Below are 22,843 nucleotides of genomic sequence, written 5' to 3'. Positions count from 1 at the left end.
TCAGAGGGAAATCGGGAAGGTCAGAAAAAGGTCGCGGACCCGAGCGGTCCGCGACCCGTTGGCTTCAAAGTGGCCGATCAGTCGATCAGACCCACTTCCTTGTAGTACTTGGCGGCGCCCGGATGCAGCGGCGCACTCAGGGCATCCTTAACCATCTCTTCTTTCTTCAGGTTGGCGAACGCCGGATGCAGGCGCTTGAAGCTGTCGAAATTCTCGAACACGGCCTTGACCACTTCGTACACTACGTCCTCGGGCACGTCGGTGGAGGAGACGAAGGTTGCAGCCACACCGAAGGTGGTCACGTCTTCATCGGTGCCACGGTACATGCCACCCGGGATCACCGCCTTCCGGTAGTACGGGTTCTCCTCGATCAGTTTCTTGGTGGCGGCATTGTCAACGGTCACCAGCACGCTGTCACAGGAGGTGGTCGCTTCCTTGATGGCACCGGAGGGGTGACCCACGGTGTAGAAGAAGGCGTCGATGTTGCCGTCACACAGGGCCTGGGACTGCTCCGCTGCCTTCAGCTCGGCGGCCAAGGAGAACTTGTCCATGGTCCAGCCCATGGCATCCATCAGCACCTCGGCGGTAGCCCGCTGGCCGGAACCGGGGTTACCCACGGACACGCGCTTGCCTTCCAGATCCTCGAACTTCTTCACGCCGGACGCTTTGCTGGCCACCACGGTGAACGGTTCCGGGTGCAGGGAGAACACGGCGCGGAGTTTCTTGTCCGGGCCTTTTTCCTCGAACTGGCTGGTGCCGTTGTAGGCATGGTACTGCCAGTCGGACTGGGCAACGGCCAGATCCAGCTCACCCTGGCGAATGGCATTCAGGTTGTAGACGGAACCACCGGTGCTCTCGACGGAACAACGAATACCATGTTCCTTACGATCCATGTTGACCAGGCGACAGATCGCACCACCGGCGGGATAGTAAACCCCAGTTACGCCCCCGGTGCCGATGGTCACAAACCGCTGCTCCTGGGCGGAAACGGTGGTGGAGGCAGTACCCAGACTGACCGCAGCAGCCATGGCAAGGGCGGATACCTTGAGTTTCAGTGTCATATGATTTCTTCCTTTGTCTGGTCGTTGTAGGTTGTAGCTGCCCGCGTTTCCTACGAGCAGATTTCACGTCCACTTTAGAACATAGACCACTTCAGGGCATAAATAAAGTTAGAGTTAGCACTCTAACTAATTGAGCGATCAACAAAAAAGCCCGCAAGGCGGGCTTTTTTGCATGGGCCGGAAAGCTTATTTTGCCGCCCGGGCTTTTGCAACCATTCGATCCGGCCGGAGCAGGAACCGGGCCAGGGCCGGCAGCAGCCAGATGGCCCCCACCATGTTCCAGAGGAACATGAAGAACAGCAGGAATCCCATGTCCGCCTGGAACTTGATCGGCGAGAAGATCCAGGTCACCACCCCGATGCCCAGGGTCACGCCGGTGAACACCACCGCTTTGCCGGTGGACCTCAGGGTTTCGAAATAGGCCTCCTGGAGCGTCTTGCCTTCCAGCAGGTACTTCTCCAGCTTGCTGTAGATGTAGATACCGTAGTCCACGCCGATGCCTACCCCCAGCGCGATCACCGGCAGGGTTGCCACCTTGATGCCGATGCCGGAGACGGCCATGATGGCTTCGCACAATACCGACGTCAGGCCCAGCGGGATTACAATGCACAGCACCGCGCGCACCGAGCGGAAGGTGACGAAGCACAGCAAGCTCACCACGCCGTAGACGAACAGCAGCATCATGTCCTTGGCCTTGGAGATGACCTCGTTGGTGGCTGCCTCCACACCGGCGTTGCCAGCAGCCAGCAGGAAGGTGTGCTCCTCGTTGCTGTTGGCGGCCGCAAACGCCTCAACGCGCTCGACCACCGTGCGCAGAGTCTCGGCCTTGTGATCTTCCAGGAACACCAGCACCGGAGTCAGGCTGCAGTCGGTGTTGATCAGGCCAGACGGAGCCTCACGAATGGAGGCGTTGATGATGGTCTGGTTCCGGGAAATGGCATACCACTTCCAATTGCCCTCGTTCAGCGCCTTGGTGACGATCTTGGAAACGTCCGCCAGGGATGCGGTGGACTGGACGCCCGGGGTGTTCTGGAGCTCCCATTGCAAGGCATCCATGGCGTGCAGCACATTATATTGGGTGCACTGCTCCTCCGGTGTTTCCACCATCACCACTAGAACATCGGCGCTGGTGGAATAGTTGTGGATGATGAAGGCGTTGTCCTGGTTGTAGCGGGAGTCTTCGCGCAGCTCCGGCGCGCCCTGATCCAGGTCGCCCACCTTGAGCCCCTGTTTGTAGTAAAGACCGAGCCCGAGACCGATGACAGCGATCAGCAGAGAGATCGGCGCCACCCCGGGATGGGAGAAATAGGACATCAGCCGCCACTTGCGATCCTGTTTTTCGCCGTGGTTCTGAACATGCCGGACACCGCCCTTGGAAATGCCCACATAGGACATGATCAGCACGTGCAGCACCAGGTTGGTGATGATCACGAACGCGACACCGATACCGGCCGCCACGGCCAGGTCACGGATGACATCGATTTCAATGAAGAACAGCGTCAGGAAACCGAAGGCATCGGAGATCAGCGCCAGCATGCCGGGAATATACAGCGCCCGGAACGCCAGCCGCGCCGCCGTGACGGCATCGAACCCCTTGGCCGCCTCCACCGCCATGGCGTTGACGATCTGGACGCCGTGACTGATGCCGATCGCGAACACCAGGAACGGCACCAGCACCGAATACGGGTCCAGGCCGTAGCCCAGCAACTTCAGGGTGCCCAGCTGCCAGAACACCGCGATGATGGAGGTGAACACCGGCACCAGGGTGCCGGCGATGCAACGGGAGTACCAGTACAGCAACAGGGTCGTCAGAATGATGGTGATCCCCGCGAACCAGGCAATGGCGCCAATGCCCTCGATCAGGTCCCCCACCTTCTTGGCGAAGCCGACGATATGGATCTCAATGTTCGGATTCTGGGCCTCGTACTTGCTCCGGATTTTCTCTTCCAGCTGCCGGGAAAACTCGGCGTAGTCCAGCGGCTCCCCGGTTTCCGGATCCTTTTCATACAAGGGCGCGTACACGATGGTGGATTTGAAGTTGTCGGACACCAGACGCCCCACCTCGTTCGAGCGCAGCACATTCTGGCGCAGCTGTTCCAAGCTTTGCCGGGAGCCATCGTAGTTATCCGGAATCACGGTGCCACCCTGGAAGCCCTGTTCGGTCACTTCCACCCAACGCACGTTGGACGTCCACAGTGACTTCAGCCCGGAGCGGTCGACACCGTTGAGGTAGAACACTTCGTCAGTCAGCTGGCGCAGGGTTTCCATGTACTCCTGAGTGAAGATGTCCCCTTCTTTGACTTCGACCGCAATCCGGACGAAGTTGCCCAGGTTTTCCAGGTCGTGCCGACGCTCCATCATGTTGATGATGTACGGATGCTCCAGCGGAATCATTCGCTCGAAGCTGGCATCCGGCTGGATCTTGACCGCGTTGTAGCCCAAGAACAGGGTCAGCAGGGTCAGCAAAACCAGAATGACCGCCCGGTTGTTGAAGATCAGCCGCTCCAGGAACGGCTCGGCCTTCGGCGTGGTCAGGTAGTGTTCGCCCTTGTCATGCATCGGGTTTGACATTCAAAGCCCCTCTACTGTCTATCGATTGTTGCCACATCAGGGCGTTATTGAAGGTTCTTGCCTTGGGCATCGGCGTGCTTGACGCCGCCCTCGCCCACCAGCAGCAGACGGGTGCTCGCCACCGGGACCACGCCCATCACACCCTGGCGATCCTCGCGCAGATACTCACGGAAGGTGGCGCCTCCGTTGCCACTGGTCAGGACCGCGCCCCCGTTGCCACCGAGGACAATCCGGTCGCCATCGGCGAAGCCATCGTTAAGGGTGGCGGTGGAGCCGGTATTGACGATGGTCCAGGAGCGCCCCAGATCGGTCGACTCCAACAACGTGCCACGCAGCCCGAAAGCCAGAATCTCGTTGACCCGCCCGGTGCCCAGCACGCCGAACAGGGACCCCGGGTAAGGGCTTTCCCGGCGCTCCCAGGTTTCGCCACCGTCCACCGAGACGTGGATCTGCCCAGCCTCGCCCACAACCACGAGCGCGCCACCGGCCACCTCGGTGATGGCGTTGAGGTGGAAGTTCTGGGGGTTATCCAGGCGCGGTGCCCAATCCTGCCAGGTCCGGCCGCCATCCTTGGTGTGGAACATCATGCCGTAGGCGCCCACCACGAAGCCATGCTCGGCGTCCCGGAACCAGACATCCAGAAACGGGTTGACCGGCCCGATGTCCAGATCCGCCTCCATGTTTTCCAGGGCGAAGGTGAGGTCGTCCAGAGCCCACTCCAGGTCTTCCTTCTGCGCGTCCGGCGCGTCCTCGATGCGCCGCTCCATGTCGGCGATTTCCGCTTCCTGGCTGGCGATGGCCAGCCTCGCGGCCTGAATACCGTCCAGTTGCAGCTCCCAGGTCGCTCCCGCGTCGCTCGAGTGCAGCACCGCGCCACTGTGGCCCACGGCCCACCCCTCACGCTCGGTCCCGAAGTCCACGCCCGTGAGGGTAACCGACACTGGCACCTGGGCCTGGGTCCAGCTCTGACCCTGGTCATCGGAATAGATGATGTGCCCCCGCTCGCCGACGGCCACGATACGGTCGCCGGCGACGGCGACGTCGTTCAGCAACCGGTGGGGCGCCAGTTCCGTGGGGCGGGCAGGCGTCTCGAGCAGATCCCCGACGGCCATCGCCGCTGGGGCCGCGCAGGCCATGGAAAGCCCCAGGCAGGTCACACCCAGGGTTTTACGCATCAAGCTTGTAACCATTCGAAGTGCCTATTGGTTGTTTTACTGTGTGTCTCTGGCCGGCAAAACACCGGGTCTTAACGGTAAACATGCCGGCAATACGTGGACTGCCGGCATGTGAATAGCCACCCGATTCCCTGTGGCGCGGACGGACTCCGGTCAGGGCAACTCAGCGGACGCTCCGGCGGCGCAGAGACGCCGGCGAGAAATACCGCTTGTTGGGGATGTCATCCGAGAACACCCGGGTGTTGGGCTCCTCGGTATCCAGACCGAGCACGTGGTAGCGGCGGGCCTGAAGGTCGTGATAGACATCCAGAACGCTCCAGACGCCCGGCAGCTCGTAGTAGTTCTTGAGCACCGCCATGGTGACCCGCCAAAGCTCGCCACGGCCATCGTATTGATCGAGCAGCACGGTGTTCCAGCTGTCCTCGTCCACGTAGAAACGGCGTTTGGCGTAGATGTGGCGTGCGCCTTCCTTCAGGGTGGCTTCCACCACGTGCACCCGGTGCAGTTCCCAGCGCATCAGGTCCGGATTCAGGTGGGAGATGCCCAGGATTTCCGAATACGGCAGGCCCTTCTGCCCAATCCGGTAGTTGTTGTAGGGAATGTAAATCTCCCGCTTGCCCAGGTACTTCCAGTTGTAGCGGTCCAGGGCCCCGTTGAAGATGTCGGTGTCATCGGCCGTGCGCAGGTTGTCCGAGGCGGCGATCGGTGAGTCGTAGCCAAGATTGGGCGCCCGGCGCACGCGACGCTGGCCGGCGTTGTAGCCCCAGCCGTTGCGCGGGTTGATGATTTGGTTCAGGGTTTCGTGAATCAGGATAGCGCCGCCGGCCAGGCGAGGCGGCGACAGGGTGAACGACAGGTAGTAGAAGATGACGTTGTCGAGGGTGCTTTCATCGCCCTCGGGGTTGTAGTAGTTGAAGAACGCCTCCTGCTGGGAGGTGACCAACGAGTAGTCGCCATTCTGCTGCACCGCCACCTCGCTGGAGCGGCGGGTGACGTAGATGCCCCGCCAGCGGGTCAGGTGATTCCAGATCACCTGCCATGCCTTTTCCTCGTCGTTACCCTGAAGAATCGGGAACGGGTAGCCGCCGTAGGCGCCCTTGATCCCTTCGCCCTGCCCCACGATTTCCGCCTTGGTGGCGTTTTTCCGGGTGTTCTCAGCCACCCAGTCGGGTACCGCATGGGTACGGCGGCTCTGGTAAACCGGCACACGGAAGGTGGTGGGATAGGTCTCGAACATGGCCTTGACGCCATCGGTCAGGAAATCGGCGTACTGGTCCATGTTCGCGGCGGTGATGGTAAACAGCACCTGGTCGTCCGGGAACGGGTCGATGTGGTGTTGGCCGGAGCCTTCATAGCCCGGCGGCGGCTCGGTCAGCCCCCCGTCCCAGGCAGGGATGGTACCGGCATCATTGCCGGCCCTGGGCGAGCCGAAGGGCGTCAGGTCTTTGCCGAGATGGGCCGCCTCCGAGGAAGAGACCGCCGCCAGGCAGGGCGTGGCAACGACAGACAACGCCAAGATGCCACCAAACAGCACGTTCTTGTTATATCTCATGGGTTACCTTAATCCGTCTGGAAGCCTCTTGTGGGGCTTATTATTGTGGTCTTCAAAAACGACAGACTGTCCAACAGATTAGCCGATCGGGCACTGATGTCTATCGACCGAAAGTGCGATTTTGTATCCGGCCACGGCGTCGGCAGCCGCCGTGGCCAGCGCCGGCTCAGCCCGCCAGGCTCTTGTGCACCACTTCGTAGACATCGCGGGACAAACTCGGCTTGTCCCGGATGCGCTCCAGCGCTGCCCGCATCCGTTCCCGATAGGCCGGGGCGAACTTGCGCCAGCGGGTCAGCGGCGTGACCAGGCGCGCGGCAATCTGCGGGTTGCTGTCGTCCAGACGGCACACCTGCTCGGCCAGGAAGTCGTAGCCGGAGCCGTCGACTTGGTGGAAGGCGGCCAGGTTTTGGCCGGCGAAAGCACCCACCACCGCCCGCACCTTGTTCGGGTTCTTCCAGTCGAACGCCGGGTGTGTCAGCAGCGCCCGGATCTGCGGCAGCTGGCCGGCCCGGTCGCTGGCCGCCTGGACCGAGAACCACTGCTCCACTACCTGGGGGTCGTCCTGGTAGCGTTGGTAGAAGCTGGCCAGCGCCTGGTTGCGATCGTCCTCGTAGTCGGAGTTGACCAGGGCCCGCAGGGCACCGATCCGGTCGGTCATATTGTCGGCATCCCGGAACTGGCGCACCGCCAGCGCCCGACCTTCCTCGTCGTTGATGGCCAGCAGCCAGGCCAGTGCGGTGTTGCGCAGGCTGCGCCGGGCGATGGCCAGCGGGCTGAGGTCGTAGGCGCTGTCCTGGGCGTTGCGGCGATAGCAGGCCACCAGTTCATCGCGCAGGGAAATGGCCAAGTGCTTGAGCACGCGCTCCCGGGCCTGATGGATGGCCGGTACGTCGGCCTCGTCCGCCAGCTCGATCAGGTAGGCCTCAGAGGGCAGCTGCAGCATCTTGGCCACCAGTGCCTGATCCAGGGACGCATCGCAGATCAGGTGTCGGTAAGCGGTCACCAGCCGCGGCTCGACCTGCGTGTCGCGCGGGGCGCCCACCAGGGACTGGATCACGTCCACCGCGAGCCGTTGGCCGGCATCCCAGCGGTTGAATCCGTCCGGATCGTGGCTCATGAGGAACAGCAGCTGTTCCCGGGTCCAGGGATAGTTCAGGCGTACCGGAGCGGAGAAGTTGCGCAGCAGGGACGGCACCGGACACTCTGCCAGACCATGAAACTCGAACGTATGGGCACGCTCGGTCAACTCCAGCATCCGCTCGGTGGGGGCCTCTGTGTCGTCGTCGGCCAGGCGCAGTGGCAGAGGCTGGCCCCGGCGATCCAGCAGCCCCAGGGCAAATGGAATGTGATGGGGCTTCTTGTCGGTCTGGCCCGGGGTGTCCGGAAGGGTCTGCTCAACGGTGAGGCGGTACACCCCGCGATCGGCGTCGAACTCGTCACGGACGGTCAGAACCGGGGTCCCCGCCTGCTCGTACCACAGCCGGAACTGGGACAGGTCACGGCCGGACGCGTCCTCCATCGCCCGGACAAAGTCATCCGTGGTCACCGCCTGGCCGTCATGGCGCTCGAAGTAAAGGTCACTGCCCTTGCGGAACAGCTCCGGCCCCAGCAGGTTGTGGAGCATACGCACCACTTCCGCGCCTTTCTCATAGATGGTCAGCGTGTAGAAGTTGGATATTTCAATGTAGGACGACGGCCGCACCGGGTGCGCCATGGGGCCCGCATCTTCGGCGAACTGGGCGGTCCGCAGCAGGGTTACATCCTCAATCCGCTTCACGGTCGCCGAGCCCATGTCGGCGGAGAACTGGGAGTCCCGGAACACGGTAAAGCCTTCCTTCAGGCTCAGCTGGAACCAGTCACGGCAGGTGACCCGGTTGCCGGACCAGTTATGGAAGTACTCGTGCGCGACGATCGCTTCGATGCGCTGGTAGGCGGCATCGGTGGCGGTATCCTGGCTGGCCAGCACGCAGGACGAGTTGAAGATGTTGAGCCCCTTGTTCTCCATGGCCCCCATGTTGAAGTCATCCACGGCCACGATCATGAAGATGTCCAGATCGTACTCGCGACCGTAAACTTCCTCATCCCAGCGCATGGCCCGCTTGAGGGAGTCCAGGGCATGCGCGCACTTGTCGGCGTTCCTGGGCTCAACGTACATGCGCAGATCAATGTCGCGCCCGGAGCGGGTACGGAAGCTGTCCCGTTTTTCCACCAGGTCCCCGGCCACCAGGGCAAACAGGTAACAGGGTTTCGGGAACGGGTCTTCCCAGGTGACAAAGTGACGCCCGTCCGGCAGGTCACCCCGGTCGATGTCGTTGCCGTTGGACAGCAGCACCGGATAGGCGCTCCGGTCCGCCTCGATACGGGTCCGGAAACGGGCCATCACGTCCGGACGATCTGGGAAGAAGGTGATGCAGCGGAAGCCTTCGGCTTCACACTGGGTGCAGAACATGCCCGACGATTTGTACAGTCCCTCCAGGCGGGTGTTGTTCTGGGGCTCGATCCAGGTCACCACGGACAGCTGGAACTGCTCCGGCACATCGGCGACGACCAGCTGGTCGCCCCGGTCCTCGTACTGGTCCCCGTCCAGGGGGGTTCCGTTCAGGGCCAGCGACTCCAGCACCAGACGGTCGCCGTCCAGCACCAGCGGCGCGCCGACGTCGTCGGACTGGGGGTTGCGGCGCACGGTCAGGATGCTGTGTACCCGTGCGCCGTGCTCGAACAGTTCGAACCGCAGATCCACGTGGTCCACCAGGTAGGCGGGCACCTTGTAATCGCTCAGATAGATGGTTTGTGGCTGGTTGCTTCGCATGGCATTCTCCACGGCATTCGTTTCAACGGGGCCCGGCGCGGAAACGGACTTCATAGCCGGTAAACTTGCGGACATTGAGCACGCCGGTGTCCAGAATCAGGTACTGACCCTTGATGCCTTCCAGGACACCTTCCACTTCCAGGGTTTTGTCCAGATTATGGGTTTTGATCCTGTCTGGCCAGACCTGCACGGGATAGCGCAGAGCCCGCCCGTCCTCCGACACCGGACGGATGGCGTCCTCGCCATGACTCCGGCGCAGTGCGTCCAGGTCATCGGCGATCAGCGACAGCAGCCGCGTTCGCTCGGTCGGCAAATCCAGCTCCGGAACCGCTCCCTTGAGCATGGCGCGCCAGTTGGTGCGGTCGGCCACGTGTGACTTGCAGGCGACTTCCACCAGCCCCGCCAGGTAGCGGCTGGCCACACGCAGCATGGGAATTGCTTCGATCGCGCCCTGGTCAATCCAGCGCGTCGGCACTTGGGAGGCTCGGGTGATCCCCACCTTCAGCCCCGAGGAGTTGGCCAGGTAGACGACATGCTCCACCATGCAATGGGCCTCGCCCCACGCCGGCTCCCGGCAGGTTCCCAGGTGAAAGTGACATTTTTCCGGGCTGACGATGCAGCTGTCGCAGGCCGCCAGCCGACGGAAACAGGGATAGCAATAGCCTTGGTTGAAGCTTTTCCGGGTGGTGCGGTCGCAATGAATACAGCGGATGACGCCACCAAACTCGATTCGTACCTGCTGCCCCAGCAGACCGTTGAGAGGCACCCGGGTATCGCCAATGGCAAGGTGGTACTCGACCGGCTCCGTCGCCTGCACCGGCATTTTCCGCAGACGCCCGGTCACGTCGACGGTATCGATCAAGATTTGACCTCGACGAACAGATCCGGGTCGATGTCGGGCATACCGCCGGCGGCCTTGACGGACGGATCACAGGCAGTCCCCGCCTTTTCGCCACGATCCAGGTAGCCTACCCGCTCCTGCTCGGGAATGTTGTGCAGGTTTTCGTAGTAGATCACCGCTTCCAGGCTGATGGCCTTCTGCTCCGCGGTCATCGTGCGGCCATCCGGCCATTTGCCCAGTTCGATGGCCCGACGCAGGTTCTGGTACACCGTCGGGTCCAGGTGCTTGATCAGCTCTTCATAAGTCATCCCGCTCTCCTGAACAAATTGTCATAAAAAAATGCAAGAACCGTTTGACAGACGCAAACGATAATAATTATCATTAACTCACCAAATGACAGCGGTCGTATCATTTGGTCTCTCTCATCAGGAGCTTATAGCTCTTTTACGCCCCACCCTTCGGTGGGGCTTTTTTATGCCCGACGTGCCGCCGGTGGCAGAAGCGCACATAGCAGCCCGGCCAGGAAGCCGCCCAGATGAGCCTCGTTGGCCATCCGGCCCAGCCCAAGAAACTCCGGCAACGGGGTATAGCCAAACACCATCCAGGCCACGGCGAAGGTGACCAGCGCCGGAGGGATCTGGAACCTTGGGTACCGCCGATGGCTGAGCCAGCAGTATCCCAGGATGCCATACACGACCCCGGACAGGCCGCCGAACAGGGGGCCCGATACCAGATATTGCAGGCCATTGGACAGCAGGCTGGCCACCACGAACAGCAGCAGCAGCCGGCGGCGGCCATCGAACCATTCTACCTGACTGCCCAAAAACCAGATCATCACCGAATTGAAGATGATGTGGGGCCAACTGAAATGCAGGAAATCCGGGCTCAGCAGGCGCCAAACCTGCCCCGAGGCGAGGGTATCCGTCAGGGCTTGCAGCCGCTGCGCCAGGGTTCCCCAATCGTGGTAGCGGGGGTCGACCAGCATCAGCGCGGTGGTCAGCGGGCCGTTGCCCATGCCAGTCAGCCACACCATCAGGAACGCCACCGCGATGATCCCCACCACCAGGGGAGCGTGCCGGGGCGAAGGCTGCCAGCGCCCAGCCACGAACGCCGGCGACTGGTTCTGCCGGGTCAGCTGGGCCCGAAGTTCCGGCTCCGACAGGAACCGGTCCAGAGCCGACAACACCGGCTCGGCCAGCTCCGGAGACTCCAGCCACAGCACCTGACTGCCGCCTTCCTCGGTGATCCGGTGCGGCACACCCCGGTCCCGCAGCCAGCGGCTGAACTCGGACAGGTCAACCGAGGTATCCAACTGTTTTACCCGATACAAGGGCCACCTCTTGATACGTTGCGTTGCGGACCGACAACCGGGCCGGGCTCACCGGGCCACGCTGTCCTCACTGGTGGGATACTCGACTTCTTCCGGCCGCTCGACCTTGACCCAGACGAACTTGTCCGGTGACAGGACCCGCTCACCATCGAACCGGTAGGCCACCAGTTTGCCGTACTTGACGGCGCTGAAGTCCAGGCACGCCACGTTCGGCTTCAGCGGGGCCGGCAGGCCTTCCATCCAGTAGTGCCCCACGAACACCGGCGGGGCGTCCTTCGGATAGGTGATCAGCTGGCGCCGCTCCGCCTCGGTCAGCTCTCGGCTGGCCACCTCCGGCGGCAGAGGGTCGGGCTGAAACACCACGTCCGCGTAGGTTCGCGGGTTGTCGGCCCAGAACTTGGTGCGGAAAAACTCGCGCACGTAACCGTCCCGGCCGGTGATGGTCACGCCCTCCGGCAACCGCAGGTCCGTGCCCCGCAGCAGGGTATCCATGACCTGACCGGCAAAGGATTCGAGGGCCGCAGACGCGTGCAGGAAATCCTCGTCAATGCAGGCTCCCCCCTGCACCTGCTTGAACTTCTCAATCAGGTCGCCATCCCAGCACGCATGCACCACTCGAAAATCCTCGTCCTCGATGAACAGGGGAATGGTGTAGAACCATTCCAGGAATTCGTTCCACTCGCGGGGGTAATGGTCGAACTGTTCCAGGGTTTCCCGGATCAGCCGGTCGTGCCGGGCGTTGTGTTCACGCAGCCAGGTCTTGCCGCTGCCAGGACGGGCCCGGGTGCAGTAACCCAGGGCGTTGTATTCGTGGTTGCCCATGACGATGCGGGCGGCGCCATGCTCCACCATGTCCCGCACCAGATGCAGGGCCTCGCGGATGCGGGGGCCGCGGTCGATGATGTCACCCAGGAACACCGCTTGGCGCCGGGGGTGGCGGTAGACACCGTTGACCTTACGGTAACCCAGCAGGTCCAGGAGTTTCTCCAAAGTCAGGGCGCAGCCATGAATGTCGCCGATGATGTCAAATCCGCGATTCGCGGTGGTGGTCTTGCCGGCCATGGTCAACTCGCTGCTATTTCGCTCGCCCACCCCAGCTTGTCCCGGCAGGTGGCGTAGAAGTTATGGTCCGTGGGGTGGATCAGACGGATCTTGAAGGGTTTCTTGGTGATTCGGATGATGTCGCCCGGCGCGCAGGCAATGTTCATCTGGCCGTCGAAACTGACCTGCGGATAGGTCTCGTTGGTTTCGCCAATCACCAGTTTGATCTCACTCTTGCCGTCCACCACGATGGGCCGGCTGCTCAGGGTGTGCGGGAACATGGGCACCAGAACGATGGCATCCAGCTTCGGGTGCATGATCGGACCGCCGGCGGACAGGGAATAAGCGGTGGAACCGGTCGGCGTGGAGACGATCAGGCCGTCGGAACGCTGGCTATAGACAAAGTGACCGTCAATGAACAGATCAAACCCGATCATGCGGGTGGATTTGCCCGGGTGCAGCACCACATCGTTCAGGGCACTGCCGAAGCCAACCGGCTGGCCGTTGCGCTCGACGTGACCGTCCAGAAGAAAGCGGGTTTCCTCGATGTACTCCCCTTCCAGTACCTTGCCCAGGCGCTCCTCCAGATCGGACGGCGAAATGTCGGTCAGGAACCCGAGCCGCCCCCGGTTGACCCCCAGCAGCGGAATCTTCGACTTGGCCAGTTCCCGGGCCGCACCCAGCAGGCTGCCGTCGCCGCCCACCACGATCACCAGATCGCAGATTTCCCCCAGCAGTTTCTTGCTGGCCACCTGTAGGCCGTGGCCGGGAATCATGGCCGCGGTGTCTTCCTCCAGGATGACCTGATAATTCTGTGACAGAAGGTACTGTTTGAGCTGGCGCAGCGTCTCCACCACCTTGACGCTGCCCATGCGGCCAATAACACCGATATTCCTGAAATGGTCCATGAAGTTTCCTGTTGTCCGGGGTGCAACGGGGCCTGCCGGCCTCTCCCGCCTAACACTGGGCTACAGTGTATCGAAACTCCGTCCGTTTCTGAAAAAAGATGCGTCGGCTCAGTCGCGGTGCCGCTCGCAGCGGTCATCGATGCCCCGGCGGAACTCCGCCGGCTGGCTGACCCGCAGGATCGGCTCGCCACAGCAGCGGCCGTCCTCTTCCTGGTGGCGGCACACGGGATTCTCGTAATGGTCCAGCCAGTCCAGATAGGCGGGCTCGTTCAGGCCGCAACGCTCGGCGGCATAGGCGGCCGGATTGCGGAAATAGGTCTCGATGTCGTCGTATGGCAGGGTAATGTGGCCGACCCCAGGGTGATAGGCCACCAGGAACACCGACTGCTGGCGCAGCTGTTCCATCAGGGAGTTTTCCGGGGGCTGCCGTTCTTTCAACTCGCGGATGTCCTGCTCCAGCGCCACGATCTTCTCATCCCGGGCTTCCAGTTCGCGCTGGCGACGCTCCAACTGCTCGCGCAGCAGCACCACCTCCGCACCGGCGTTGGCGTCTTCCCGCTGTCTCGCCTCGGCGGCGGTACCGATCTGCTCCTGCATCGACAGGTACTGGGCGTTGCGCTCGGACAGGCGCTGCTTGAGCTGCTCGTTGCTCACCCTCTGGCGCTCGTATTTCTGCTCCAGTTCCGCCAGTTCGTTGCGCAGCGCCTGCAGCTCCAGTCGGTGCTGGCGCTGGAGTTCGGCCAGGGAGTCCCGGTGCACACTCTGAAGCGTTTTGATCCGAAGGCGTTGCTCACGGATCAGCTGGGCCAGCCGAGCACGGTCCGGGTCACCGCCCGGACGGACGCCGGCGGGCACCTCCGCGTGGAGCACGGGAATACGGGCCTCGTCCACGGCCTCGATCTTGCGGAATTTCAGGGTATTGCTTTCAACGGCCTTGCGGATGGCCTGGAAATGGTTGTTGCCCGGGGTCATGTCCGGGTCCCAGAGTTCGTCGGCGTAAGCCGGATCCGGGCACAAGCTGCGGCATACCAAGCGAATGGCGCCGGCCCCCAGGTCCGGCCCCTTGGCACCGCGTCGGGCCAAGTCCTCCACCGGAATGTTCCAGTGGGTATCGGCCCGCCCTTCCTCGTCGAACCAGATGCGGAAAAATACCAAGGCGCGCACCAACAGATCGCTGCCCAGCTCTACCCACACCGCCCGAACATCGGTCTCGGCCAAATCGGACAGGCCCACGTAGCCATCCAGGAAGGCATCGAACTCCGAGGCGCGCATCTGACGCGCCACGCGCCCGTCCTCCATGAAAAAAACCGCCGCGTAGCCGTCGGTGGCGGGGTCGGCAGGAACCATTCTCGCTCTCCAGGAAACCGTCTACGACAGCCACACGCACCGCCTGCAGGGACGGTTCCATGCCATCACACGCACGCGACCGGGCTGGCCATGAACGAAAAGCCCCCGACCCAGCGGAGGCTTTTCAACAGTCTAGCCAGACTGATCCTGAAACGCAGCGAAAAACTGCAACCTTTTGTGAACCGAAGGCCGTCAGAGCTCGGCGGCGAGGCGCGCGCCCTGGTTGATGGCCCGCTTGGCGTCCAGCTCGGCCGCCACATCAGCCCCGCCGATCAGGTGCACCGGCAGACCGGCGGCTTCCAGGCCGGCCTGCAACTCACGCAACGGCTCCTGGCCGGCACAGATGACCACCGTATCCACCGGCAGCACCTTGTCCTCGCCATGTTCCGCGCCCTTGGGCGTGATGGTGATATGCAGTCCCTCATCGTCGATACGGCGGTAGGTGACCCCCGGGATCATGGTCACGTTGCGGTTTTTCAGTGAAGTACGGTGAATCCAGCCGGTGGTCTTGCCTAGGTTCTTGCCCACCTTCGACGGCTTGCGCTGGAGCAGGTAAATCTCGCGGGCCGGCGCCGGCACTTCCGGCTGAACACCCTGGATACCGCCCCGGTGCCGAACGCTCAGGTCCACACCCCATTCCTTCATAAACGCCTGTATGTCCAGCGACGGCGACTGGCCCTGGTGCACCAGGAACTCCGACACGTCGAAACCGATTCCGCCGGCGCCGATCACCGCCACCCGTCGACCCACCGGCTTGCGTTCCAAGAGGGCGTCGAGATAGCCGATCACTTTCGGGTGATCGATACCCTCGATGTCCGGCACTCGCGGCGTCACACCGGTGGCCAGCACCACTTCGTCAAAGCCGCCGGCCTTCAGATCCTCGGCGCTGACCCGGGTATTCAGACGCAGGTCCACGCCGGTCTTTTCCAGCATGACCCGGAAGTAGCGCAGGGTTTCATAAAACTCTTCCTTACCCGGAATCCGTTTGGCCACGTTGAACTGGCCACCGATTTCACCGGACGCCTCGAACAGGGTCACGCGGTGCCCCCGCTGGGCAGCGACGGTGGCGAAGGACAGGCCGGCGGGCCCCGCCCCCACCACGGCGATGGCCTTGGGCGTGGCGGTCCGGACATAGGCCAGCTCGGTCTCGTGGCAGGCCCTGGGATTCACCAGACAGGAGGTGAGCTTGCCACTAAAGGTGTGATCCAGACAGGCTTGGTTGCAGCCGATGCAGGTGTTGATTTCCTCGGCTCGGTCCTCCGCGGCCTTGAGCACGAATTCGCCGTCGGCCAGGAATGGGCGGGCCATGGACACCATATCCGCATCCCCGTCCGCCAGCACCTTCTCGGCCACGTCCGGGGTGTTGATCCGGTTGGTGGTGACCAGCGGAATGCCGACCTCCCCCTTCAGGCGGGCCGTAACCTTGGTGAAGGCCGCGCGCGGCACCGAGGTGGCGATGGTGGGGACTCGGGCCTCGTGCCAGCCGATGCCGGTGTTGATGATGGTGGCGCCGGCTTTCTCGATTTCCTTGGCCAGATGCACCACCTCGTCCCAGGTGCTGCCATCCTCGATCAGGTCCAGCATGGACAGGCGATAGATGATGATGAAGCGCTCCCCTACCCGCTCGCGCACGCGGCGGACGATCTCAATGGGCAGACGGATGCGGTTCTCGTAGCTGCCACCCCAGCGGTCGGTCCGATGGTTGGTGTGGGAGACGATGAACTGGTTAATAAAGTAGCCTTCCGAGCCCATGATCTCGACCCCGTCGTACCCGGCGCGCTGGGCCAAGGCGGCGCAGTTGACGTAGTCGTCGATCTGTTTCTGGATTCCTTCCTCGTCCAGCTCGCGCGGTTTGAACGGGTTGATCGGCGCCTGGATCGGCGACGGCGCCACCAGCTTGGGAGAATAGGCATAGCGGCCGGCATGCAGAATCTGCATGCAGATCGTGCCTCCGGCCTCATGCACCGCCTGGGTGATCACCTTGTGCCGGTCGGACTCCTCCTCGGTGCTCATCTTGGCGGCGTGCTGATACACCGCGCCCTCTTCGTTCGGGCCAATGCCGCCGGTCACGATCAAGCCGACACCGCCCCGGGCCCGTTCGGCATAGAACACGGCCAGGCGCTCGAAACCATTCTTAGCCTCTTCCAGGCCGGTGTGCATGGACCCCATCAGAGTCCGGTTACGCAGCTGAGTGAACCCCAGATCGAGGGGGGCCAGCAGGTGGGGGTATTTGGCCATGCCGGGTGCGGTCATCTTGCTCTCCTCATTCGTGGCGCCGGTTGGCGGCGTCTTCGTTATAGGCGACACGTTACCGAGCTGGAGCGCATCGAACAATATCCAAAAACAACTTTATAATATCCCTGGATCACACTTGCCAGGAAAACCACATGCCAGCCAACGGAAACCGCCACCACGCCCTCGGCGACATCAGCATGCTCTATGTGTCCGTGCTGCTGCGGGCCGCAGCGGAGGAAGGCGCCGACGGCCCGCAACTGGCCCGTCGCTTCAACCTGGACTCGGCGGCTCTGGCCTCCCCCCAGGCCCGCATCAGCATCCCCCGTTTTATGCGCCTGGGGCATGCCGCCATCTCCGAGACCGGCAACCGGGCTCTGGGGCTGCGCATGGGCGCCCTGACCCGCCCGGTGGACGCGGGCCTTGCGGGCCTGGCCGCCGAAACCGCCGCCCATGTGGCCCAAGCAATGGCGGTGCTGGTGCGCTACTCCCGGCTGACCAGCCACAACAGCCGCGGCCAGCCCCACCTGCGACCGGAGCAACGGGAAGTGCATTTCCATTCCATCCGCCCCTACAACCCATTCAACTATTTCGTGGTGGACTCGGTCCTGGCGGCCTGGACCCAGCTGGCCCGGACCCTGACCGGCCGCTACGACGTACTGGAACGGGTGGCGATCGAATACCCGTCCACCGGCCAGGATGAACTGTTCGAACGCTGGTTCCTGTGCCCGGTGGAATTCGGTGCCGACAGCAATCATGTCCGCTTCAAGCCAGCGGTCTGGCGGCAACCGGGCTCCCAGGCGCATCCGGCCATGCACGAGCACCTGTGCCATCTGTGTGATCAGGAACTGGAAAAAATCGAGCGGGGTTGGACGATGGCGGACCGGGTCCGGCACCTGATCCCCCCCTTATTGCGGGGCGAAACCCCAAGCCTGGAGGCGGTCGCCATGCGCCTGGGACTGTCGCCCTGGACCCTGCAGCGGCACCTGGCCGACGAAGGCACCGGGTTCCGCCAACTGCTGGACGAAACCCGTCAGCAACTGGCCCTGGACTACCTGAGGGAAACCGACAGCTCCCTGTCGGAAATTGCCTGGCTATTGGGTTTTGCCAACCCGCCGGCCTTTCACAAGGCGTACCGGCGCTGGTTCGGCATCAGCCCCGGAGAGCATCGCAGGACGCTGCGCCACTCACCCCAACGCTGAATAGAAAACGCGGGCGTGTTACAGCTCGAATGCATCGTCGACCCGAGGGTCGTCCTCGAACTCGTCCAGGGTGGTTTCCAGAAGCTCTTCTTCGTACTCAGACATGATGGATACCCGAAAGGACACAGACTCCCAGAGTACGCACGAAACGTGACAACGATATGACGAGGTGTTTGAAAGCGGCAACGGCCGAATCGGGAAACAGACAGAACAACAGGAGGGAAAAATGGCGGAGCGGACGGGACTCGAACCCGCGACCCCCGGCGTGACAGGCCGGTATTCTAACCAGCTGAACTACCGCTCCGCATGGGGCTCACCGATGCCGGTCATACGGCTGCAGTCAGGGGTGTGACTGCTCGGTGACAACGAGGGCGCATTATATAGCGGCCCCCGCCCATGTCAACGTTTTTCATGAAAAAATTTTCCCGGAGGATCTCACATGACATCCACCAGGGCGTCCTTGCCCTGGGCGGTCTTGCGGTACTCGATCGGCGTCATGCCGGACCAGCGTTTGAACGCCCGGTAAAAGGTGCTGGGCTCCGAAAAACCGGTCAGGTAGACGATTTCGTCGATGGATTCGTCGGTGGTTGCCAGCAGCTGCCGGGCCAGGCGGTAGCGGAAATCCGCCAATACTTGATTGAAGCTGGTTTCCGCTTCGGCCAGTCGGGTTCGCAGGGTCCGGGGCTTGATGCCCAACCGCTCGGCCACGGCATCCAGGGTCACCTCGCCACTGTCCAGCAACTCCGCGACGATCCGCTCCACCTGGCCGACGATATCCTTCTTCTCCAGGCGTGCCACCTGCTCGCTGGCAAACCGTTCATGCAGCGCCAGCAGTTCGGGTTCGGCGTGGGGCGAGGGGTGATCCAACAGGTGGGCGGGGAAATACAGTCGGTTCTCGTCGGCACCGAACACCACCTCGCAGCCGAGAATGTCACGGACATGCGCCTGCCCCTCCTCCCGGGTATGCTCAAACTCGATGCGGGAGGCATGGAAGGTGCCGTCGGTAATGGAGCGGAAGAAGGTGATCAGGCCCTGCACAAAGCATTCGTTGAAGTGCTTGAGACGGCGGACCTCGTCCGAGGCGGTGTCGAGTACCATGCAGGCCTCGTCGCCATCGATGAAGAAGTCGGTGTTGGCAGCATCGCTGAGCAGCCGCTGGTAGTTCTGGGCCCGGCGCAGCCCCTCACCGAAGGTGGGGCTGCTCAGGAACAGGTATTCGAGCACCTGGCCCTTGTAGGCGGGCAACAGCTGGCCGAGGTGCAGCCCGATGTCCGGATCTCCCGACACGTCTTCCACCACCTGCCAGAAATACAGCTGGGCACTGTGAGGCGTGCGCAACTGGTCCGCGAAAACGTAGCTCTCGTCCACTCCGAGGCGGTTGAAGATGGCGTCGGTGTCAATTCCCTTTTTCTTCATGGCCTCGTAGATCAGGCGCAACATCACGCCCGCGTCACGTAATTCCTGCATATGATCCCGCTTTTAATTTTTATTGGTACGATCTTTGACCCGCCGGACAAACGGCAAGGCACGCCAAGTCAATGCCCGAGCTGGCCCGTTCCGCCAAACTCTTAGACTATCGTCTCATATTAAACAGTAGAGCATATCAGGCCACAAGGACACCAGCACCATGCCCGCTTCATTGATTTTTCGTCACGCTCCGCCACCCTTGCTGCCGTTGTTTGCCCGCGCGTTCCGGCGCCGCCCCAAGGTCGATCCCGACACCCTGACCCTGCCGGCCCTGGAGGCCCGTTTGCTGGGCACGGCCTCCGTCACGCCGGCACTGGCGAACTACCGGTCCCTGTGCGGCTTTCCAGGCGGGAGTCAACTGCCAGCGACCTGGCCCCACATCCTCGCGTTTCCCCTACACCTGCGGCTGCTCACCGATACCACTTTCCCGCTTCCGCTACTGGGGCTGGTGCATCTGCGCAACCGCATCGTTCAGCACCGGGCCATTGCCGAGGGGGAGGCCCTGGATATCCGGGTATACCTCGGCAACTGGGTTCGCAGCCACCGGGGCATCGAGTTTGATCTGGTCACCGACGTGATGGTCGCCGGCCGGACCGTCTGGCAAGAAACGAGCACCAACCTGTACCGGCAGGCCAAACCCGAGGCCACGGAATCTCGGGGGCAGACTCAACCGGGTGACTTACCCCGCTATCCCAACAGCCTGGAAGTACGGGCGGACGCGGCCCTGGGACGCCGCTACGGTGCCGTGTCCGGGGATCGAAACCCCATCCACCTGCATCCGGTCACGGCCCGGCTGTTTGGATTTCCCCGGGCCATTGCCCATGGTATGTGGAGTCAGGCGCATTGCCTGGCGCTGTTGCAGCAGCAGCCGGAGTGGCGAGGCAGCCCTTTCGCGGTGGCGTGCCAGTTCAAGAAACCACTGCTGCTGCCGGGAACGGCGCAACTGAACTGGAAAACGGACACGTCCGGGTGGGCGTTTCAGCTGTTGAACCGGCAAGGCGATGCGCCCCACCTGAGCGGGCGCATCGACTGGCTCTAGGCTTCCGGTGACGCCGGAGACTCGACTTCGCGGCCAGCCACCGGCAGCGTGAAGTAGAAACAGGCGCCGCCATCCTCGGGGCGCTCGAAACCGATCTCCCCCCCCTGGGCCTGGATCAGGGAGCGGCAGGTGGCCAGGCCAATCCCCATGCCTTCGTCCTTGGTGGTGTAGAAGGGATGGAACAGCTTTTCCTCGGCGTCCTCGGGGAGCCCGACACCGTGGTCCCGCACCTCGATCTTCACAAACCCTTCCCCGGCACGCCCGGCGCTGACCCGGACCGGCACCGAGGAGCCCGCGGAGCGGGTCGCTTCCAGTGCGTTCCGGATCAGGTTCAGGGCCACCTGCTGGACCTGAATCGGGTCCGCCAGGACATCGGGAAGCCCGTCCTCGATGACCACTTCGATGCCCCCGTCGTTGTTGCGCATGTCCACCTCGGCGAACTGCCGGGTGTCTTCCAGCAGGACCGGCACTGCCAGGATTTCCTTGCCGGCCGCCGGTTTTTTCATGAACCGGCGAATGCGGCGAATGATTTCGCTGGCCCGGTGGGACTGCGCCTCCATCTTGTCGAGGGTCTGGCGCAGCAGGTCCAGATCCGGCTCGTCCCGCGCCATCATGCGCTTGGCCACACGGGCATAGTTGGTGATGGCTGTCAGTGGCTGGTTCACCTCGTGGGCGAAGCCCGCGGCCATCTCTCCCATGGTGGTCAGGCGCGAGGTGTGAGCCAGCTGGTCACGCTGTTCCTGCACCAGGGCCTGGGCCTCCTGCAGGGCCTGCTCCTTTGCCAGCTCGGCGGTGATGTCACGGAACAACACCACAGCTCCACGCAGCTCGCCGTCTTCCTGTTTCGGGGTTGACCGATACTCCGCGGGGAATCCCTGGCCATCGGCCCGCAGCAGGCGGATGTTGCGCTGGTTCTCGGGAATGCCCTGGCGACAGGTGGCCTGCACCGGCAGGCTGTCCGGGTTCTCGGCGCCGGTGGCGAAGTGCAGTTCGAAGAAATTCCGGCCCACCAGTTCCTCCACCGGCGCGCCGACGATCATCGCCGCCGCCGGATTGGCAAACTCGATCACGCCCTGTTCGTCGAGCCCGTAGATGCCTTCGCTGATGGAATTGAGAATGCGGGTCTGGTCCCCCTGGAGCTCGCGGTTGCGGGCTTGAAGCTCCCGCTCCAGACGGATCACCCGGGCATGGGTCCGGACCCGTGCGATGACTTCTTGGGACTGGAAGGGCTTGGCGATGTAATCCGCCCCGCCCAGATCAAAGCCCTTTACCTTGGCCTGGAGATCGTCGAGGGCGGACAGGAAGACGATGGCGCAGTCCGCGGTTTCCGGGTCGGCCTTCAGTCGCCGGCACACCTCGTAGCCGTCCATCTCCGGCATCATGATGTCCAGGAGAATCACTTCCGGCTGATGCCGGTGCGCCAAGTCCAGGGCCTTCTCCCCCTCGTTGGCGATCAGCAGGCGGTAGCCCTTGTCCTTGAGCGTTTCGTAGAGGACCTCCAGGTTCTGCGGATTGTCATCCACCAGCAGAACGGTGACCTCCGGACTCTCGCTAACTACTTCAGTCATAGACACGTGACCGGTTAGAAACGTCAGGGTATCGTGCCGGAGCCCCGGAACTTAGTCGATAAGGTCCTTTACGGACAGTACCATGCGGACCAGGTGTGCCAGAGAGTGGGTGCCCATTTTGTGCATCACCCGGGAGCGGTGGATCTCCACCGTGCGCTGGCTGATCTCCAGCTCGATGGCAATCACCTTGTTGGCCTGGCCTGCGATCATCCGGTCCATGATTTCCCGCTCCCTCGGCGTCAGGCTCTTGACCCGGCGAATGATCTCCTGCTTTTCCTCCAGGGACTTGCGCTGTTCCAGGTCCTGCTTCAACGCCGCCTCGATTTTCTCCAGCAGAGCCTCTTCCCGGTAGGGCTTCTGGATGAAATCCACCGCCCCTTCCTTCATGGCATCCACCGCCATGGGCACATCGCCGTGACCGGTCACGAAGATGATCGGCAAGATGGAGTGTTTTTCGTTCAGTTTTTTCTGCAGCTCCATGCCATCCATGCCCGGCATGCGAATATCCAGCACAATGCACCCCGCCATCTTGTCGGAGTAGTCCCGGAGGAACGCGTTGGCGCTCTCATAAGTCTTGACCTGCTTGCCATCGGACTTCAGCAGCAGCTCCAGGGAGTCGCGTACCGCCTCATCATCCTCAACTACGTATACGGTTTGCTGGATATCGGTCATGGGTCTTTTCTCTCCTGTCCGTTTTCTT

The 22,843-nt window shown here is 62.7% G+C and carries 17 protein-coding genes and 1 tRNA gene; 2 read left to right on the top strand and 16 right to left on the bottom strand.

The features are described 5' to 3' along the window. Positions 1-77: 77 nt before the first annotated feature. The 12 genes from BTO32_RS08865 to BTO32_RS08810 all read right to left on the bottom strand — a co-directional run bounded on the left by BTO32_RS08865 (position 78) and on the right by BTO32_RS08810 (position 16,888). Positions 78-1,061 (bottom strand): TAXI family TRAP transporter solute-binding subunit, encoded by a 984-nt coding sequence (locus BTO32_RS08865; RefSeq protein ID WP_076724277.1) that lies wholly within the window; start codon positions 1,059-1,061, stop codon positions 78-80. 186 nt (positions 1,062-1,247) lie between these two features. Further along, positions 1,248-3,632 carry an efflux RND transporter permease subunit gene (locus BTO32_RS08860; protein WP_076724276.1) on the bottom strand — a complete coding sequence of 795 codons (2,385 nt, stop codon included), beginning with the start codon at positions 3,630-3,632 and terminating at the stop codon, positions 1,248-1,250. 44 nt (positions 3,633-3,676) lie between these two features. Continuing rightward, complete coding sequence (locus tag BTO32_RS08855) at positions 3,677-4,807, bottom strand: WD40/YVTN/BNR-like repeat-containing protein (RefSeq protein WP_076724275.1); 1,131 nt, start codon at positions 4,805-4,807, stop codon at positions 3,677-3,679. A gap of 163 nt (positions 4,808-4,970) precedes the next feature. Continuing rightward, entirely contained in the window at positions 4,971-6,359 is a 1,389-nt protein-coding gene (locus BTO32_RS08850) for a DUF1329 domain-containing protein (RefSeq protein WP_076724274.1), read from the bottom strand. Between the two features lie 166 nt (positions 6,360-6,525). Next, entirely contained in the window at positions 6,526-9,168 is a 2,643-nt protein-coding gene (gene pepN, locus BTO32_RS08845) for an aminopeptidase N (RefSeq protein WP_076724273.1), read from the bottom strand. Between the two features lie 22 nt (positions 9,169-9,190). Further along, on the bottom strand, positions 9,191-9,991 hold the full coding sequence (locus BTO32_RS08840; RefSeq protein WP_217697019.1) for a DUF2797 domain-containing protein: 801 nt from the start codon (positions 9,989-9,991) through the stop codon (positions 9,191-9,193). A gap of 35 nt (positions 9,992-10,026) precedes the next feature. Beyond that, positions 10,027-10,317, bottom strand: coding sequence for a YeaC family protein (locus tag BTO32_RS08835; RefSeq protein ID WP_076724271.1), 291 nt, complete (start codon positions 10,315-10,317; stop codon positions 10,027-10,029). A 164-nt stretch (positions 10,318-10,481) separates the two neighbouring features. Further along, positions 10,482-11,339 (bottom strand): rhomboid family intramembrane serine protease, encoded by an 858-nt coding sequence (locus tag BTO32_RS08830; protein ID WP_076724270.1) that lies wholly within the window; start codon positions 11,337-11,339, stop codon positions 10,482-10,484. 48 nt (positions 11,340-11,387) lie between these two features. Next, a complete protein-coding gene (locus BTO32_RS08825) occupies positions 11,388-12,401 on the bottom strand; it encodes a metallophosphoesterase (RefSeq protein WP_076724269.1) in 1,014 nt (337 codons plus the stop codon). Between the two features lie 2 nt (positions 12,402-12,403). Next, the gene (locus BTO32_RS08820; protein ID WP_076724268.1) at positions 12,404-13,288 is read right to left on the bottom strand and encodes an NAD(+) kinase; all 885 of its coding nucleotides are present in this window, start codon (positions 13,286-13,288) and stop codon (positions 12,404-12,406) included. A 108-nt stretch (positions 13,289-13,396) separates the two neighbouring features. Beyond that, positions 13,397-14,635 carry a DNA repair protein gene (locus tag BTO32_RS08815; protein ID WP_076724267.1) on the bottom strand — a complete coding sequence of 413 codons (1,239 nt, stop codon included), beginning with the start codon at positions 14,633-14,635 and terminating at the stop codon, positions 13,397-13,399. Between the two features lie 192 nt (positions 14,636-14,827). Further along, positions 14,828-16,888, bottom strand: a complete 2,061-nt coding sequence (locus BTO32_RS08810; RefSeq protein WP_076724266.1) for an NADPH-dependent 2,4-dienoyl-CoA reductase — start codon at positions 16,886-16,888, stop codon at positions 14,828-14,830. Positions 16,889-17,022: 134 nt separating this feature from the next. On the opposite strand from BTO32_RS08810, the gene BTO32_RS08805 reads away from it, so the two are divergent. After that, positions 17,023-18,069: an AraC family transcriptional regulator gene (locus tag BTO32_RS08805; RefSeq protein WP_076724265.1), complete on the top strand. Its 1,047-nt coding sequence runs from the start codon at positions 17,023-17,025 to the stop codon at positions 18,067-18,069. 227 nt (positions 18,070-18,296) lie between these two features. Here the strand turns inward: BTO32_RS08805 and BTO32_RS08800 are convergent. Next, positions 18,297-18,373 (bottom strand) — tRNA-Asp (locus BTO32_RS08800). Positions 18,374-18,504: 131 nt separating this feature from the next. Continuing rightward, entirely contained in the window at positions 18,505-19,536 is a 1,032-nt protein-coding gene (locus tag BTO32_RS08795; protein ID WP_076724264.1) for an AraC family transcriptional regulator, read from the bottom strand. A 160-nt stretch (positions 19,537-19,696) separates the two neighbouring features. Between BTO32_RS08795 and BTO32_RS08790 the strand changes: the two genes are divergently transcribed. Beyond that, on the top strand, positions 19,697-20,575 hold the full coding sequence (locus BTO32_RS08790) for a MaoC/PaaZ C-terminal domain-containing protein (protein ID WP_076724263.1): 879 nt from the start codon (positions 19,697-19,699) through the stop codon (positions 20,573-20,575). Here the strand turns inward: BTO32_RS08790 and BTO32_RS08785 are convergent. Together BTO32_RS08785 and fixJ are read right to left on the bottom strand one after the other, a co-directional pair. Continuing rightward, positions 20,572-22,143: an ATP-binding response regulator gene (locus BTO32_RS08785; RefSeq protein ID WP_076724262.1), complete on the bottom strand. Its 1,572-nt coding sequence runs from the start codon at positions 22,141-22,143 to the stop codon at positions 20,572-20,574. The two genes, BTO32_RS08790 and BTO32_RS08785, sit on opposite strands and share 4 nt — an antisense overlap. 51 nt (positions 22,144-22,194) lie before the next feature. Beyond that, complete coding sequence (gene fixJ, locus BTO32_RS08780; RefSeq protein ID WP_076724261.1) at positions 22,195-22,815, bottom strand: response regulator FixJ; 621 nt, start codon at positions 22,813-22,815, stop codon at positions 22,195-22,197. Between the last annotated feature and the right edge of the window lie 28 nt (positions 22,816-22,843).

This window comes from Marinobacter lutaoensis (genome assembly GCF_001981305.1).
Lineage (GTDB): Bacteria > Pseudomonadota > Gammaproteobacteria > Pseudomonadales > Oleiphilaceae > Marinobacter > Marinobacter lutaoensis.
This window is presented reverse-complemented; position numbering and strand designations above follow the sequence as displayed.